General features: G+C 68.3%; 7 protein-coding genes. All 7 read right to left on the bottom strand.

Going from position 1 to position 17675, the window contains the following annotated elements:
* Window positions 1-12 precede the first annotated feature (12 nt).
* The 7 genes from OG300_RS32685 to OG300_RS32655 all read right to left on the bottom strand — a co-directional run bounded on the left by OG300_RS32685 (window position 13) and on the right by OG300_RS32655 (window position 17654).
* Window positions 13-1221: a cytochrome P450 gene (locus tag OG300_RS32685; RefSeq protein WP_405487678.1), complete on the bottom strand. Its 1209-nt coding sequence runs from the start codon at window positions 1219-1221 to the stop codon at window positions 13-15.
* A gap of 30 nt (window positions 1222-1251) precedes the next feature.
* Complete coding sequence (locus tag OG300_RS32680; protein ID WP_405487676.1) at window positions 1252-10275, bottom strand: amino acid adenylation domain-containing protein; 9024 nt, start codon at window positions 10273-10275, stop codon at window positions 1252-1254.
* A gap of 596 nt (window positions 10276-10871) precedes the next feature.
* The gene (locus OG300_RS32675) at window positions 10872-11918 is read right to left on the bottom strand and encodes an alpha/beta hydrolase (RefSeq protein ID WP_405487674.1); all 1047 of its coding nucleotides are present in this window, start codon (window positions 11916-11918) and stop codon (window positions 10872-10874) included.
* Window positions 11919-12114: 196 nt separating this feature from the next.
* The gene (locus OG300_RS32670; RefSeq protein WP_405487672.1) at window positions 12115-13191 is read right to left on the bottom strand and encodes an alpha/beta hydrolase; all 1077 of its coding nucleotides are present in this window, start codon (window positions 13189-13191) and stop codon (window positions 12115-12117) included.
* Between the two features lie 220 nt (window positions 13192-13411).
* On the bottom strand, window positions 13412-14461 hold the full coding sequence (locus OG300_RS32665; RefSeq protein ID WP_405487670.1) for an alpha/beta hydrolase: 1050 nt from the start codon (window positions 14459-14461) through the stop codon (window positions 13412-13414).
* A 261-nt stretch (window positions 14462-14722) separates the two neighbouring features.
* Window positions 14723-16699 carry a flagellar motor control protein ZomB gene (gene zomB, locus OG300_RS32660; protein WP_405487668.1) on the bottom strand — a complete coding sequence of 659 codons (1977 nt, stop codon included), beginning with the start codon at window positions 16697-16699 and terminating at the stop codon, window positions 14723-14725.
* Between the two features lie 7 nt (window positions 16700-16706).
* Window positions 16707-17654 carry a decaprenyl-phosphate phosphoribosyltransferase gene (locus OG300_RS32655; RefSeq protein WP_405487666.1) on the bottom strand — a complete coding sequence of 316 codons (948 nt, stop codon included), beginning with the start codon at window positions 17652-17654 and terminating at the stop codon, window positions 16707-16709.
* Window positions 17655-17675 lie beyond the last annotated feature (21 nt).

Below are 17675 nucleotides of genomic sequence, written 5' to 3'. Positions count from 1 at the left end.
AGGTGCGGGGCGCTAGCGCGGGATCAGCTCGACCGGCATGGTTCGGTAGCCGTGGAAGAAGTTCGAATACAAGGGCTCGGGGTGATCCCGGAACTCGATGGCGCGCACTCGATTCCGCAGCGCCGTCAGCACCGACGCGATCTCCATGCGGGCCAGGAACGCACCCAGGCAGTAGTGCGGCCCGTGTGCGAAGGACAGGTGACGGTTGGGGCTGCGGCCCAGATCGAAGGTGAAGGGGTCGGTGAACTGGCGCTCGTCGCGATTGGCGGACAGCTTCCAGACCGTCACGATGTCACCGGGTTCGACGCGGTGGCCACCGAGCTCCGCCGGCACGGTGGCGGTGCGCGCCGCGTGCGCGGTGGGGGTGGTCCAGCGCAGCACCTCTTCCACCGCATCATCGACCGAGACGGCACCGGAACACAGTGCCTCCCACTGTGATTCGTGTTCGATCAGCGCCGCTACCGCGCCGCTGATGGCCAGGCGCGAGGTCTCGTCGCCGGCCAGCAGCAGGCTGTAGCAGTTCACCATGATCTCTTCGTCGGACAGTGGCCGCCCCTGGACGGTCTCGCTGGTCAGCAGGCCCAGCAGACTGTCGTCGCCGCGACCGCGCCGGGACTCGATCAGATCGGCGAAGTAGAACAGCAGCTCACCCTTCGCCGAATTTCCGGCGGCGGCGTCGGATTCGTGATCGGCGCTGAGGGCCGAACCGGTCAGCTCCAGCAGCTCGGCGCGATCTCCCGGCGGAATCTCGAACATGTCGCAGATGACGGTGACCGGAACCAGATCGGAGATGTCGCGGGCGAAGTCCGTCGCACCGGAATCGATATAGCGCGCCACGCGGTCGTCGGCATCCCTGGCGACCCGCTCCCGCATGGTGTCGATGAACCTGGGGGTGAAGGCTCGCATGATGAGCTTGCGCAAAGCCGAGTGCCGTTCCCCGTCGGTCACCGCCAGCATCATGCCGCCGGCCGGATCGCCGCCGCCCAGCAGCGTCGAAAGCCCGTTTCCGCGTTCGGATCCGAACGATGCGGCGTCCTTGAGCACCCGCGCGCAGTCGTCGTAACGGGTCACCAACCAGATGTCCGGCGTGCCCGCCGTACCCGGCTGCCGATGCACGGGAGCGGTGTCGCGGAGCTCGGCGAAGAGGGTGTCGAGGCCGCCGGCCGCGTACGGCAGCGCCGCGGCCGGGTCCCAGTCGTGCAGTGTCAGCGATTCGATCATGTGTTCCTCGAAGTTGGAAAGGTCTGGGGCTCAACTGATGCCGTCGAGCAGGATTTCCTGTTCGAGCTGGTCGAGTTCGTCCTGGGTGAGGTCGACCATGGGGTGATCGGAGGGAGTGGTGCCGCCCGCCTCCGGCGAGCCGGCGTACTCGGCGTAGCGGTGCAGCACCGCGATCCAGGTGTCCGCCAGCGCCACGACGGTCGCCCCGTCGAGGGCCGCGGCCGGGTAGGTGAGCGCGAACCCGAGTTCGGGCCCACCCGGCCCGTCCTCGACCTGGGCATTGACGGTGAGCAGATGGGTCAGGGGCATGTCCGGATCGGCGCCGCCGGTCATCGCCGTCGTCTCGGGGGCCGGAGTCCACGCCCCGCCGGTGGCGTCCCGGTGGCGGCGGCCCAGGTAGTTGAACGCGAGCTCGGGTTCGGCGGCATCGATGAGGTGACCGGCCGAATAGCGCAGCAGGCCATAGCCGATGCCCTGATCGGGATGCGAGCGCTTGCGCTCCTTGACCGTCTTGATCATGGCATCGATCGGGTCGCCGGTGCGGGCGGGACGCGGCAGCGCCAGCGGATGCAGTGCCGTGAACCAGCCGACGGTCCGGCTCAGATCGGCGCCCGGCACGACGGTTTCGGCTCGGCCGTGCGTCTCGATCTCGACGACGAAATCGCCTGCGGCGTGTTCGCCCGACCATTCGTACAGGGCCTGGCCGAAGGACGCGAGCAGGATTTCGTCCACACCGGCTCGGTACAACTGCGGAAGATCGGTGGTCAAGGCCCGCGACACCGCGGTGGGGACGATGCGCCCGACGAGCTGCGCGGCGGCCACCGTGTCGACCGTCGGATCGAGCCGGCGCGCCGCGACCCGCCGCTGTGGTTGCGCCAGTTCGGCTTGCCAGTCCGGCAATTCGGCCAACCGGGCCGGCTCCCGCGCGGCCTCGGCCAGGGCCGCGGCCCAGACCCGGAAGGGCGTGCCGACCGGCGGCAACTCGATCACGGCCCCGGTCACCGCGGCCGTGTACGCCGCCACCAGATCCGGGACCAGGATCCGCCACGACACCCCGTCGACGACGAGGTGGTGCAGCACCAGCACCAGGCGGCCCGGCTCGTCCGCGCCCGCGTCGAGCCAGATCAGCCGGCTCATGTGCCCGGCGGCCGGATCGAGCCGGGCGCGCGCCAGATTCGTCTGAGCCGCAATGGTTTCCTCGAACGACTCTGGGTTTGTCGCCACGCAGGTGACCGGGTCCGGTGCCGAATCATCGGCTGCGGCAGGCACATCCAGTACCCATCCGGTAGCACCGAGCTCGGCTCGCGCACGTAGTAGGTCGTGCCGGGCCAGTACGGCCGACCACGCCCGTCGCAGCGCCTCCGGATCGAGACCGGCCGGAACCCGCAGCACCATCGCCTGATAGAAGCCGCGACCGGTGACCCCGGCCCGCTGCGCGAACCACCGGGCCACCGGAGTCGGCTCGACCCGGCCCAGCGGATCACCGGTCAGCACGACCGTCTCGACACCGGTGCGCTCCTCCGCCAGCACCGCCAACTCGGCGACCGTCCGGGACTCGAAGACGTCCTTGGGTGTGAAGCCCAGACCCGCCCGTAAAGCCCTCGACACCAACTGAATCGACAGAATGCTGTCACCACCGAGCTCGAAGAACGAATCATCGATCCCGACCCGCGCCACCCCCAACACCTCGGCGAACAACCCACACAACAACTCCTCACGCGCATCACGCGGAACCCGACCCACCCCGACCGACGAAAATTCCGGCGCCGGAAGCGCTTCGGTATCGAGCTTGCCGCTCGCGGTGCGGGGCAGCGCGGGCAGCGGCACGATGGCGGCGGGCACCATATAGGCGGGCAGCCGCGCGGCGAGTTCCTCGCGCACGCGATCCACCGCCGCGGTTGCGGCGACGTAGCCGACCAACCGCCGCTCACCGGGCACGTCCTCGCGCACCACCACCGCGGATTCGGTGACGTCCGCGCAGCCCGACAGCGCGGCGGCCACCTCCCCGAGTTCGATCCGGAATCCCCGGATCTTGACCTGATCGTCGGCCCGGCCCACGAACTCGAGTGCGCTGTCCGCGTCGGCCGTACCGCGTGACACGGTCCAGCGCACCAGGTCTCCGGTGCGATACATGCGAGCGCCGGGATCGGCATCGAAGGGGCAGGCCACGAAGCGGGCGGCGGTCAATCCGGCGCGACCGTGATAGCCACGCGCCACACCCGCGCCCGCGGTGTAGAGCTCGCCCACCGTACCGGGCGGAACCGGTCGCAGCGCCGAGTCCAGCACCCAGCAGCGGACACCGCGGATCGGACGGCCGATCACGATCGGGGCAGGCGGCCGCCACGGTGCGCTGAGGTGCGTCGCGATGGTGGCCTCCGTCGGGCCGTACGCGTTGAACAGCGACACCCGGCCGGCCCACGCGGACACCACCGCCGCCGTCGCACCCTCGCCCCCGATGACCACGGCCCGCAGGTCCGCACAGCCCAGCGGGTCCAGGGTCGCGAGCACCCGGGGCGTCAGGAACGCATGGGTCACCCGTTCACGTTCGAGCAGCGCCCGCAGCGCAGATCCGCCGATCGCGTCGGCGGGCGCGAGCACCGCGGTCGCTCCGGGCCCGAACGCCATCAGCAGTTCGAGCACCGAGGCGTCGAAACTCGATGAAGCACAGGCCGATACCCGCGAGTCGGACGACAGCCCGAGGCTCTCCACCAGCTCCGCCGCCAGCGCCCAGAGTCCCGCGTGGGTCACCGTCACGCCCTTGGGCACACCCGTGGAACCGGACGTGTAGATCAGGTAGGCGGAATGCTCGGGCCGCAATCGGGCCGGCAGCACGACATCCGGTGCCGGCGCGGCCGAGATCTCCTCCGGCAGCAGGCATTCGACGCCGTCGATCGCCGATTCGGCCAGCACCAGCCGGGCCCCGGAGTCGGCGAGCATGAACGCGATCCGGTCGGCGGGCAGTGCGGGATCGATCGGCAAGTAGGCCGCGCCGGCTTTCCATACCGCGAAGATCGCCTCGAGCAGCCGCACCGACCGCGGCAGGCACAGCGCGACCAGCGACTCCGGACCGATGCCGCGGGCGACCAGCAGCGCGGCCAGATGTCCGGCCGCCGCGTCGAATTCCGCGTAGGTGTAGGAGTGTTCCCCATCCACCACCGCGATGGCGTCGGGTGCCCGGCGAGCCAGCACCGCCAGCCGATCCGACAGCAGCGGCACCGCGCCGGTGACCGCGCCGCCACGTCCCCACCCGTCGAGCCGGTCGGACTCGAATTCCGTCAGCACCGGCCCCACCGGGGCAGCGGGGTCGGCGGCGAATCCCTCGAGCAACCGCTGGAAACGACCGAGCAGGATCCGCGCCTCGTCGGACGAGTACAGCTGCGGCCGGTACGCCAGACGCACCGTGAAACGCGGGCCGGGCACCACCGTCAGACTCAGCGGATAGTGCGTGGCATCACGCACATCGACGTCCTCGACCCGGAACCCGATACCGGTGAGCTCAGCGAGCCGCGACAGATCCACCGGATAGTTCTCGAAGGCGACGACCGTGTCGAACAGCTGCCCGCCGCCCGCCGCGCGCTGGATCCGCGACAGCGGAAGATGGTGGTACGGAAGCATTTCCGCGGTCTGCCGCTGTACCTGTGCGACCACCTCGGCATACGTCGCGCCCGCGGCCTCGCGGACCCGCAGCGGGACCGTGTTGATGAACAGACCCACGAGGGTCTCGACCCCGGGCAGGTCATGCGGGCGACCGGCGACGGCGGCACCCACCAGCACGTCCGAACGACCGTTCATCCGGCCGAGCAGCACACCCCACAGCGCGTGCACCACCGCGGCCGCGGTCACGCCCGAGACCTGAGCCGACCGGGTCAACGCCGCCCCGAACTCCGCGGTGAGCTCGACCGCCACGGTTTCGGGCAGGCAGTTCGGCTCCGCGGTCCCCGCATCCGCGACGAGCAGCGGCTCATGGTCGGTCAGCAGCGCGGACCAGGCCGCATCGGCAGCCTCGAGATCCTGGTCCGCGAGCCATCGCAGGTACCGCGCATAGCTGGACTCCGGCTGTGCGGCAGGAATTTTCGCGCGCAGCGCCCGGTACCGCGACAGCAGCTCCAGCAGCAACATCGGGATCGACCAGCCGTCGAGCGCGATGTGGTGGAAGGTGACGAGCAGGCGGAAATCCGCGTCTCCGGTTCGAGCCAGCGCGAATCGGAGCAACGGACCGCGATCGAGTTCGAACGGCCGCGCACGTTGCGCCGCGGCGAATCGGTCGCAGGCGGCCGCCGACTCGGCGAGATCCGTGAAATCCGCTGTCGTGAAGTCGATTTCAGCGTGCCGCAACACCACCTGAACGGGCGCCGCATCGGCACGGCCGCGAAATACGGTGCGCAGATTGGGATGGGCGGCGAGCAGACCGGACAGACTGTGCCGCAACAACACCGGGTCGATCACACCGGAGAGCGCCACCACGGCCTGCACCACATAGCTGTCCACCGCCCGGGTGTCGTACAGCGCGTGGAAGAGCAGACCGTCCTGCAGCGGCGCGAGCGGCCACACCGTGTCCAATGCGGGGTGGTCGGCATGCAGACGATCCAGCTCCGGCTGGGTGATCGACACCAGCGGATGGTCGGCCGGAACGGTTCCGCCGGCCCGGGGATCATCGGCGTGCGCGGCGAACTCGGCCAGCACCCGCATCCAGCGGTCGGCGAAGGCCTCGGCCTCGGACACCGCGATCGCCCCGGCCGCGACGGTCACCGTGAATTCCAGTCGAGCACCCTCGGCCGACTCGGTCACCAGCGCGTCGATGTCCAGCAGATGCGGCAGCGGCATCTGCGGATCACCACCGCCGCTGAACGCACCGCCCTCCGGGGCCGGAGTCCAGTCACCGTCGCCGAAACGACCGCGCCGGCCCAGATAGTTGAAGCCGATCTCCGGCTCGGGATGAGCCGCCAGCTCGGCCGCCGCGGCGGGCACCAGGTACCGCAGCAGCCCGTAGCCGATCCCCCGATCCGAATGAGCGCGCAACCGCTGCTTGACCGCCTTGATCATGGACCCGGCGGAATCGGCCACCTCCGACCCGGGCAATCGCAAGGGATGAACAGCCGTATGCCAGCCGACCGTTCTGGTCAGATCCGCGCCGGGAACCAGGGACTCGACGCGACCGTGGGTCTCCACATCCACCACGAAGGCGCCGTCGCCCGCCCCCGCGCCGTGCCATCGGTGCAGCGCCGACGCCACGGCGGCGAGCAGGATCTCATCGACACCCGCCCGATACCGGGCGGGCAACGTCGACAGCAGCTTCTCGGTCACCTCGACGGACACGGTGCGGCGGACGGTCGCCGCGGTGGACACCACGTCCAGCGCCGGATCGCGGGGACGATCCGTCAGGGTGCGCCGCGGGCTCATCAGCTCCGCATGCCAGGCGGGCAGTTCCGCCATCCATCGCGGATCCCGCGCGAGCTCGCCCAGGGCCTGGGCCCACACCCGGAAAGGTGTTGCCACCGGCAGCAATTCGATCGGCGCACCGGCGACGGCGGCGGTGTACGCCGACACCAGATCCGGCAGCAGGATCCGCCACGACACCCCGTCGACGACGAGGTGGTGCAGCACCAGCACCAGGCGGCCCGGCTCGTCCGCACCCGCGTCGAGCCAGATCAGCCGGCTCATCCGGCCCGACGGCGGATCCAGCGCCGTGCGGCCCCGATCCACCTGGACCGCCAGCTCGGCACCGAGATCCGTCGCGCCGAGCGCCACCCGCTCGAGCACCTCGTGGCTCGTATCCTCGACCGTCGCAGCCACATTCAAGACCCAGCCGGTGTCGGTCAGCTCCGCTCGCGACCTGAGCAGATCGTGACGCTCCGACACCGCCGACCACGCCTGCCGCAGCGCCACCGGATCGAGTCCGGCCGGAACCCGCAGCACGGCAGCCTGATAGAAGCCGCGACCGGTGACCCCGGCATGACGGGCGAACCACCGCGCCATCGGAGTCGGCTCGACCGGGCCCAGCGGATCACCGGTCAGCACGGTCGCCTCGGCACCCGTGCGCTCAACGGCCAACACCGCCAGCTCAGCTACGGTGCGGGCATCCAGCACGTCCTTGGGTGTGAAGCCCAGACCCGCCCGTAAAGCCCTCGACACCAACTGAATCGACAGAATGCTGTCACCACCGAGCTCGAAGAACGAATCATCGATCCCGACCCGCGCCACCCCCAACACCTCGGCGAACAACCCACACAACAACTCCTCACGCGCATCACGCGGACCCCGACCCACCCCGACCGACGAAAAATCCGGTGCCGGAAGCGCTTTGACATCCAATTTGCCACTGACGGTCAACGGCAGGGCGGACATGAGCACGAAGGTCGTGGGCAGCAGGTGCGCCGGCAACCTGCGGCCCACCTGCTCTCGCAGCTCCGACACCGAGAGCGAACTGCCCGCTGCCACAACCACATAACCGACCAGCCGGCGATCACCCGGGACATCCTCACGCACCACCACGGCGCAGGCGGCCACTCCGGCGCAGGCGGCGACGGCGGCCTGCACCTCACCCAGCTCGATCCGGAAGCCGCGGATCTTCACCTGATCATCGGCGCGCCCGACGAATTCCAGCACCCGGCTCGCCCCGGTCTCGCGGTACCGCACCAGATCTCCCGTGCGATACATGCGCGCACCCGGTGGACCGGACGGATCCGCCACGAACCGCGACGCGGTGAGACCGGAGCGCCGACCATAGCCGCGCGCCAGACCCGGACCGGCCGTGTACAACTCGCCCACTGTGCCCACCGGCACGGGGCGCAACGCCCAATCCAGCACCAGGCAGCGCGCGCCCCGCACCGGCACGCCGATCACCACCGGACCACCGGGGGTCAGCGCGTCACTGATGTGGGTGGCAATGGTCGCCTCGGTCGGACCATAGGCATTGAACAGCGCGACCCGACCCGCCCAGTCCGCCACCACGTCCTTCGTGATGCCCTCACCGCCGGTGACGACCACCCTCAGCTCCGGGCAGCCCCGCGGATCCAGCGTCGCCAGCACCCGCGGCGTCACGAACGCGTGCGTCACCCGCTCCTGCTCGAGCAGCGACTGCAACTCCGCCCCGCCCGGCACCGAAGCCGGCACGACCACCATCGTCGCGGCGGCGGCCACCGCCATCAGGAACTCGAGCACCGAAGCGTCGAAACTCGGCGACGCCGCGTGCAGCACCCGGGAATCCGGGCCGAGCCGGTATCTGTCGACCTGTTCGGCGGCGAGCGCGCCGAGACCGGCGTGCGTCACCTCGACGCCCTTCGGCACCCCGGTCGAGCCGGACGTATAGATCACATAGGCCGTCTCCAACAGTGGCGGCGCGGCGAAATCACCTGGTAGCTCACCGAATCGGGCATCGGTACCGATGCACAGCCACTCGAGTTCGGCGGGCAGCCGGTCGACGACCTCGGCGCTGGTCAGACCGGCGATCGCCCCGCTGTCGCGCAGCATGAACGAGATGCGTTCGGCGGGCAGCGCGGGATCCACCGGCACGAACGCCGCTCCGGACCGCACCACCGCCCACCACGCGAGCACCGACCCCGCGGATCTGGGCAGCGCGACGGCGACCCGGTCACCGGGGCCGATTCCCCGTTCCCGCAACCGCAGACACCAGCCGGCCGACAGTCGATCCAGTTCGGCGTAGGTGAACGACTCCGCGCCCGAAACCAGCGCGACGGCACCCGGATTCACCGACACCGCGCGCTCGAGCAGGTCAGCGAAGGTCTGCGGCGCTGCGGATTCGACGTGCTCGCGGGGGGCGGAAGCATCCTGCGCACCGAGCAGCGAGATGTCCCGCACCGCTCGCGCCGGATCGGCCGCCATCTGCTCGATGACCCGGGTCAGCCGCCGATGATGCGCCCGCAACTCCGACTCCGAGTACAGCGCCGGATTGCCCTCCAGGGCCAGCCGCAGCCGGCCACCCCCACTCCGATAGACGGTGAGCGAAATATCTTCCACCGCACCCGAAGTCAGGTAGTTGACGGTGCCGACCGCGTCGCCGAACTCGGCATCGCGGGTGAACAGCATGAGATTGAGCACCGGGCCGAACAGACCGGCCGCACCCAGTGCCGCGCCGGCCAGGGCCTTCGTCGCCCCGGCCGGGTGCAGCTGGTGCCGCAGCGCCCCCAGCACTCGATCCTCGAATTCCGCCGCGATCTCCGCGGCGCTGCGGGCAGGATGCACATTCAGGGCGATCGGCACCGAATTCGCCAGGCAGCCACCGGATTTCCGCAGGTTCGCGTTCGGGCGAGCTGCCACCGGCAGGGTCATGGTGATGGCCGGGCCGCTCGCGAAAGCGGAGAGATAGACCGCGTACGCGGCCGCGATCAGCGGTCCCGGATTCCCGGCGACGGCCTCGGGCAGTTCGAAATCCACCGGGGCATCGATGCGCAGGTTGTGCGACTCCGGTGCGGCGATCCGGCCGGCCGGGGACACCGGCGCGGCGAGCCCGGCCACCTGCCCGGCCCAGTAGTCCGCGTCCTTGGCGTAGCGGGTGCCCGCCAGGTACTTCGCGTCGAACTCCGAGGCGACTCGCACGCCGCGGCGCGCATCGAACTCGGGTCGCTCCCCCGCACGAATCGCGTTGTACAGCTCCGCGGCTCGCTCCACCGCCGCGCAGGCCGCGAACCCGTCGACGACCACGTGATGCGCGACCATGAAGACCAGGTGTCGCCGTGGCGACAGGATCAGCACCGTCATCTCCCACATCGGTTCACCGGCCATCGGGAACCGCTTGTGGGTGGCCTCGTTCATCCAGGCCAGCGCACTGCCGTAGGGATCGGGCCGGTCGGAGAAGTCGTGGCGGGCAATCGGAATCCGGCGCTCGTGGTCGACACGCTGACGCGGGTGGCCACCGGCGGGATCGTCGACCAGGACGATCAGCGGAGCCTCGATCTCACGCGCGCTCTGCTCGGTGGTCGCGCACAGCAGCGGCACGTCGAGATCGCCGATCAGGTCGACGTAGAAGGCTACGGCGAACGGCGCTCGCGGGCTGAGCTGCGCGGCAGTCCACATGGCGAGCTGCGATCGCGTCAAGGCGAACGGCTCGTTCGTATCGACTGTGACCGTTGGCCTTTGGGCCATTCCGTCGCCATCGGGCTGCATCGACTCCCCTAACTCAACCCTGTTTCTCCGGCATGACACTCGCGTGAACATGTGAATCGCAAACATTTCACATTGCGAGTGCAACAATCCCGGGGACCGTGCGCGCTATTTCTATCGGCGCGCCCGCCGGGAGCTCGTGCTACTCAGTGACCGCGGCGGGCCACAGCGAATATCGCTGTTCCTCGCCAATGCGGAAGACCGGAAGAATCCCCGCGTTCGCCATCTGACGGATTCGTGTCCATACGCTACCCCCGATTCGACCACGCCGAACGCCGAGCGGATCCGTCCAGGTCACAGGCGCCACAGCGATCGACGAGCCCGGAAGATCATCCTCCGGTGTCCGAATCCTACTGGGCAACGGACCTATTGCACAAACATCACAGATGAGCAGCGGTGCGCGTGCCCAGTTGCGCACGCGCACCGCGTATTACAGCCTCATGACCGATCTCGGTACCGAATTCGGTTGTGCGGAAACAGAATAATTCCATCACCGGTTTCCGCGACAACCAGCACGACCGACCGACCCGCTATCCGATGAAGTTCGACATATCCGGGATCATCCGATAGGCGTCTTCCTGCCAGTTGGTCCACGCGTGCAGGCCGGTGGCCGGGAAGTCGTAGACGACGTTCTGTGCGCCCAGCGTCAGCATGCGAACCTGGAACGCACGAGTGTTGGCCAGCGCCAACGCTTCCAGCGGAGCGCCGCGCACCAGCCGATCGGCGGCCGCGCCCAGCGGGATGTTCAGGTCGTCCGGCATCGGAGCGCCACTGCCCGAGGAAATCCACACGCGGGTGTTGTTGGCGATCAGCAAGGGCGCGAACACGAACGGATCCATCCGCAGCCACTGCTCACCCCATGGCGGGGCCATGGAGTCCACGTTGTATCCACCCGCGTCGAGCATTGCGACGCGAATGGCCTCACGCATCCCCGGTGCGGAGATGTTCAGGTATCCGGAATACGAACCGGCGTAACTGAACTGGTCCGGGTGGTAGGCCGACAGCGTGAGCGCGGCGCTGCCGCCCATGGACAGGCCGAACACGCCGTTGCGATTCGGGTTGAAACCCAGCCGATCACGCATCGCCCAGCGCAACTGGTTGGTCAGGAAGGTCTCCCAGTCGTACCGGTAGCTCTTGCCCGGCCCGGCGCCCAGTGCCTCGGTCGCGCCCGAACCGGTGTTGTAGGCCGCCGGGCCCGTCCCCGGCGTGATGCCGAAGAAGTTGCTCGGCGCCGCCCAGTCGGCATAGAAGCTGGACTGGCCGCCGATCGGCATGACCACGTTGATATTCCACGAGGCCAGCACCTCGGCGACATTGGTGTTGATCTCCCAGCCGCTGATGTCCTCTTGGGCGCGCTGCCCGTCCAGGACGTACACGACTCGATTCGTGTTGCCGTCCGCCGCACGCAGGATGCGGGTCTTGATCGGACCCATCGCCGGGGAGTCGACCCAGAAGTCGAACGCCGCCGGGTCGAACGCGGCCGCCGCGGGTGGCGCCTCGGCAGCCACCGCCAGCGGCATCAGCAGGGCGGCGGCGGCGACGCCCAGGACCTTCCGTGTGAAGCCTCGAACCCGCATCGATCCAGCCCTTCTCGGGGTGAGCAGACATTGATCACGCAGAACTGATGTTCGCTACTGATGCAGTATCGGATGCCCCACCCGGCGTGTCGGGGTTGCGCGGCGCGGCGAGTCGTCTTTGTGACCTTGAAATCCGGTCAAAGAACGGAAAAGGCCCCCACACCGCAGGGTGTGGGGGCCTCGACGACCGCGGGAATTACCCGACGTTGGCCGAGAGATCCGGGAGCATCCGGTTGACCTCGGTCGCCCAGTTCTTCCAGTTGTGCACGCCGGTGGGCGGGAAGTCGTAGTTCACGTTGGTGGCGCCCAGGCTCGCCATCCGGGCCTGGAAGGCACGGGTGTTGACCATGGCCAGCGCCTCGAGCGGCACGCCCTGGATGATCTCCATCGCGTTGCTCACGTCACCGCCGCCGGGCACGCCGCTGGCGGCCGCCACGAACAGCCGGGTGTTGTTGTTCTTGAGCATCGGGGCGAACACGAACGGATCCATGTGCAGCCACTGCTGACCCCACGGCGGTGCCATCGAGTCGACGTTGTAACCACCCGCGGAGATCATGGCGGCGCGAATGGCCTCACGCATGCCGGGGGCGGAGATGTTCAGGTAACCGGAGAACGAGCCCGCGAAGCTGAACTGGTCCGGGTGGTAGGCGGCGGCGGTGAGCGCGCCGGAACCACCCATGGAGAGACCGAAGATGCCGTTGCGGGTGGTGCTGAAGCCGAGACGATCGTGCAGAGCGTTCTTGAGGTCCTGGGTCAGGAAGGTCTCCCAGGTGTAGCGATAGCTCTTGCCCGGGCCACCGCCGAGGATGTCGCCCGAACCCGAGGACGAACCGGTCGCTGAGGACAGCGACGAGGAACCGTTGGAGGAACCGGACGAACCGGTGCCGCCGCCGACGCCGAGCAGGTTGCTGGGCGCGTTCCAGTCGGCGTAGAAGCTGGACTGGCCGCCGATCGGCATGACCACGTTGATGTTCGCGGCGGTCAGCTGATGCGCGATGTCGGTGTTGATCTCCCAGCCGCTCAGGTCCTGCTGAGCGCGCATGCCGTCGAGGGCGTAGACGACGCGGGAGGTGTTGCCGTCGGCCGCGCGGAAGACGCGGGACTTGACGGGGCCCATACTGGCCGAGTCGACGTAGAAGTCGAACCCGTCGGGATCGAGTGCGGCATGTGCGGTGCCCGTCACCGACATGGTCAGCGGCGCGATCAGCGCCACCGCCACACCCACCACGGACTTCTTGAGCCACCCGCGGGATCTACGTCTCTCGCCTCGCATACCTGTCTGGCCTTTCGTATCGGACTTCTCACCACGTGTTCTCCGGAACCGTGGCGGAGGATCTCGGGGACTCTATCGGGGAACAACCAACAGTGCGTTATCAGACTGTGACAATTGTGACGCGGGCCACGTAATAGGCGGAATGTGGTGTGGACTATTGCCTGAATGCGACTCGAGCGCCCGAAACAGACATAAAGAACTAATGCTCATTCGCTATGCCTCATCCGATATTGCCCGACAGGTCCGGCAGCATCCGATTCAGCTCGGCTTCCCAGTTCTTCCAGTTGTGCACACCCACCGCCGGAAAGTCGTACGTGGCATTGGGAGTGCCGCCCAGCGCCGCGAAGCGCGACTGAAAAGCCTTGGTGCCCACCAGTGCCACCGCTTCGATACCCATGCCCTGGATGGTCGAGGCATTGATGGCGTCGGTGGAGGCGGGCAGACCGCTACCCGCCGAGATGAACAGGCGGGTGCCGTTGGCCTTCAGCTTCGGCGCGAACTGGAACGGGTCCAGATGCTGCCACTTCAGGTCTTTCGAGCTCGCCAACGCATCGACGTTGTAGCCGCCGGCGCTCACCATGGCCACCCGGACCGCGTCCCGCATACCCGGCAGCGACAGATCCAGCGCACCGGACAGCGAACCGGCATAACTGAATTGAGCAGGATGGAACGCCGCCATCATCAGCGCCGCACCGCCGCTCATCGACAGCCCGAAGATGCCGTTGCGAGTGGCGCTGAACCCCAGGCGATCTCGCAGCGCGTTCGGGAGATCCTGCGACAGAAAGGTTTCCCACTTGTAGGTGTATGACTTGCCCGGCCCCCCGGCCAGGACCTGCTCGGCGCCCGAGCCGGTATCGCCGGTGGCGGCGCCCGCCTTCGCACCGAGGAAGGTGCTGGGCGAATTCCAGTCGGCGTACCAACTGGATTGGCCGCCGACCGGCATGACCACATTGATGTTCGCGGCGGTCAGGGCGCGCGAGGCCTCGGTCTCGATCTCCCAGCCGTTGAGGTCGTCCCGGGCCCGCTCACCGTCCAGGGCGTAGACCACCCGGTTCGTATTGCCGTCCGCCGCACGGAAAACGCGCGTCTTGATCGGGCCCATGGACGCCGATTCGACGTAGAAATCCAGACCGTCCGGATTGAGCGCGGCGTGCGCGGTCCCCGCGCCGAGCGCCGAAACCCCCACCGGCACCGCGGTTACCAGGGCCAAGGCCAGCACCGACTTTCGCAACCAGCCGCGGGCCCCGCCCCGCACTGTCACGCCCCTCATCTTCGGCCTCTCGTCCGTGCGTCCGGGCCTTACTGTGACCGCCCGGAATCGTATTGCGACAACCGTTGCGACACAGTGAATTTCCAGACACGGTGAGTTTCCGAATGGCAACGGTGGTACCCGCGGAGCTTATCGCGAAACATATGCCCCGGTGTTACCTAATCGAGACGCCCACAACCAACTCACAGCAGAATCGTGATGTTCCAGACGAACCCGGCCCCGCACCTGGAAGCGGTACGGGGCCGGGCTTTCTCGTTGTCGCTATTTCGCCGGAGGCGGCGGCTGGGTCGGATCCACCAACCCGCACCGCTGGATCTCGTACTTCGGCACCCGGTCGATGCGGTACTTGGCGAAGTCCAGGGCCTGCGTCAGGTTGTGCCGCCACCGCTCGAAGGTCAGCGGGGCCCGGGACGAGGCGAGCAGGGCCTGGGTGTCCGGGCAGGACAGGGCCGTTCGCGCCTGGGTGACCCACTTCTCGTCGAGGAAGGCGGGCATCCACGGATGCTTGTCGACCATGCCGGTGTCCACCACGACCCAGTCGGGGTAGAGCGCCTTGTCGTGGCCGATCCGGCCGTCGGTCAACCGATCGGTATGCGCGGCAAGCGGATACGCCAACCCCATCTGATCGATCACCCGCACATCCAGCGGAACGTTCATGCTGGTCATGCCGAGATTCAGGAAGAACACCGTGTGCTCGGGCTGTTCGTCACTGCCCGGCACCGGCTGGGGCTGCGGCACCAGGTACCAGTTCATGTACGACGGCGACACGATCAGCAGCGCACCGTCCGGCGAATTGTCGATATCGCGGACCATGGCGCGCATCCACGGGTAATCGAGGTAATCCGTCGCCAGGATCGGGTGATCGTGACCGGTGCGCAGCACGTAGTAGATGCGCTCGTCCACGATCCCGTTGGCGCGAATCGTGGTGCCGGTCTTGATCGCGGTGGTGTTGGCCGCGAACAGGGCCCAGCCCGCGGTGCCCAGGAAGGCGGCCAGCACGAACACGAAAGCCCAATTCAGGCGGCGCATTCCGGCCGCGTCCGGGCGCGGCAGCCGGATCGGCAGCACCGACACCGGCAGCAGCAGGCAGAACAGCTGCGGCAGCAGCATGCGCCCGTGCATGAAGTCGCCGCCGACGCGGATCTCGTAGACGGTGAGCACGACACCGCTGCCGACCATGAGCGTCACCACGGCGGCCGGGGTACGCAACCAGACGCTGAGGCGGTGCAGGCGAGTGCGCCAATTCTGCGCGGTCGCTTCGGTATCCGTCGCGGTCGAGAGCGCCGGATGTTCGGCGCGGTGCTGACGCATCAGTACGAGCCCGGCGACCAGCAGCACCAGCAGCGGCACCCACAGCCAGTACGGACCGACCAGATCCCACAGATAGGTGAACCCGTGCGACCACTTCGCGCCACCGGCGTCCTTGGCCACCGCGGTGTTCGGGTAGGGCAGGCCGTAGTAGCCCATCCGCCAGATCTGGTAGCCGACCGGGATCAGCCCGGCCACCGCCACCACCAGCGTGCGGAACAGCCACGGCCGCAACCGCGTCCGCGGCACCGGCGCGCAGAACAGCACCAGCAGCGCCAGCCCGCCCACGATGGTCAGCTCGGGGCGGATCAGCGGGGCCAGCCCGGCCCAGAAGAACAGTGCGAAAAGGGTTGCCGGACGCACCTTCTCGGCCTGTGACCAGCGCACCATGCCCCACCAGAGCACCGCGAGCCAGAAGATGACCAGGCAGTTCTCCAGACCGGAGGTGGCGTAGTCGCGGGCCGGGGGCAACGCGATGTAGACCAGCGCGCCCGCGGGCACCAGCAGTGCGGAACCCGTTCCGCCCCACAGCCGGGCCGCGCCGAGCATCGCGAACACGATGGCCAGCACCGACAGCGTGAGCGCGATGCCGAGCACCACGTACTCCAGCCGCAGCTGGGTCAGCCAGCTGAAGAACCACACCACATAGGTCCACGCCGCGCTGGTGTTGGTCTCGACGCGGTCGCCCGCGTTGAAGACCGGACCGTTGCCCGCCAACAGGTTCCGGACCGTGCGCAGCACGATCAGGCCGTCGTCGGCGATCCAGCGGCGCTGCCACGCACCGGCCGCGAACAGCGTCACGGTCAGCGCGATCCCACCGATGAACGTGGCGCGGGATAGTCGCGAGAAGCGTGCGTCGGATTCGTCCGCGCGAGCGCGGCCGATCGGCAACTGTGCCGTCGGCTCGCCCCCCTCTCGCTCTTCTCCCACTACCACGTCAGGTGAGATAGACAGCGACACCTACCGCTCCGATCAAGGCGATTGCGAGGAACTGGAGGACCCGGTCCCCCAGGGCGATCTCTTCGGGTTCACCGGCTTCACCCCGGTCGACGTCCACCGCGTAACGCATGATGGCGACGACGAACGGGACCATCGAGATGGCGAACCAGATGGTGTCCTTGTTCTTGTCCTGCTCGAATGCCCACAGACCGTAGAACACGACCACCGCGGTCGCCGACAGGGTCCAGACGAAACGCAGGTAGGTCGGCGTGTAGTACTCGAGCGACTTGCGGATCTTGGCGCCGGTGTCGAGCGCGATCTTCAACTCGGCGTAGCGCTTTCCGGTCGCCATGAACAGCGAACCGAACGCCATGATCAGCAGGAACCATTGGGACAGGCGAATATCCGAGGCGACGCCACCGGCGACCGCGCGCAGCAGGAAGCCCGAGGACACGATGCAGATGTCCAGCACGGCCTGATGCTTGAGCCCGAAGCAGTAGGCCAGCTGGATGCCGATGTACACCGCCATCACGATGGCCAGATGCCAGTTCGCGGCGAACGACAGCAGGATCGAGGCGGCCAGCAGCACCACCGACAGCACGTAGGCCAGGTTCACCGGCACCACGCCCGCGGCGATGGGCCGGAAACGCTTGGTCGGGTGTGCCCGGTCGGCCTCGACGTCGAGCGCGTCGTTCACCAGGTAGATGCCCGATGCCGCCAGGCAGAACACCACGAACGCGATCGCGACATGACCGAGCACGGTCGCGTCGCTGATCACCAGGTCTCCGGCGGCGGTCTTGCCGGCGGCCAGCGGAGCGGCCAGCACCAGCACGTTCTTGACCCACTGCCGGGGCCGGATGGCCTTGAACAGGCCGCCCGCCAACGTCTTCGGCGGACCCTTGATGACCGCTTCTGCCAGGTCGGTGCTGGTGGGCTCTTCGCTCATGTCAACGATGGCTCTTTCCTG

Source organism: Nocardia sp. NBC_00511, from assembly GCF_045161165.1.
Lineage (GTDB): Bacteria > Actinomycetota > Actinomycetes > Mycobacteriales > Mycobacteriaceae > Nocardia.
The sequence above is the reverse complement of the archived record's forward strand: the minus strand, read 5'-3'. Positions and strand labels throughout refer to the sequence as shown.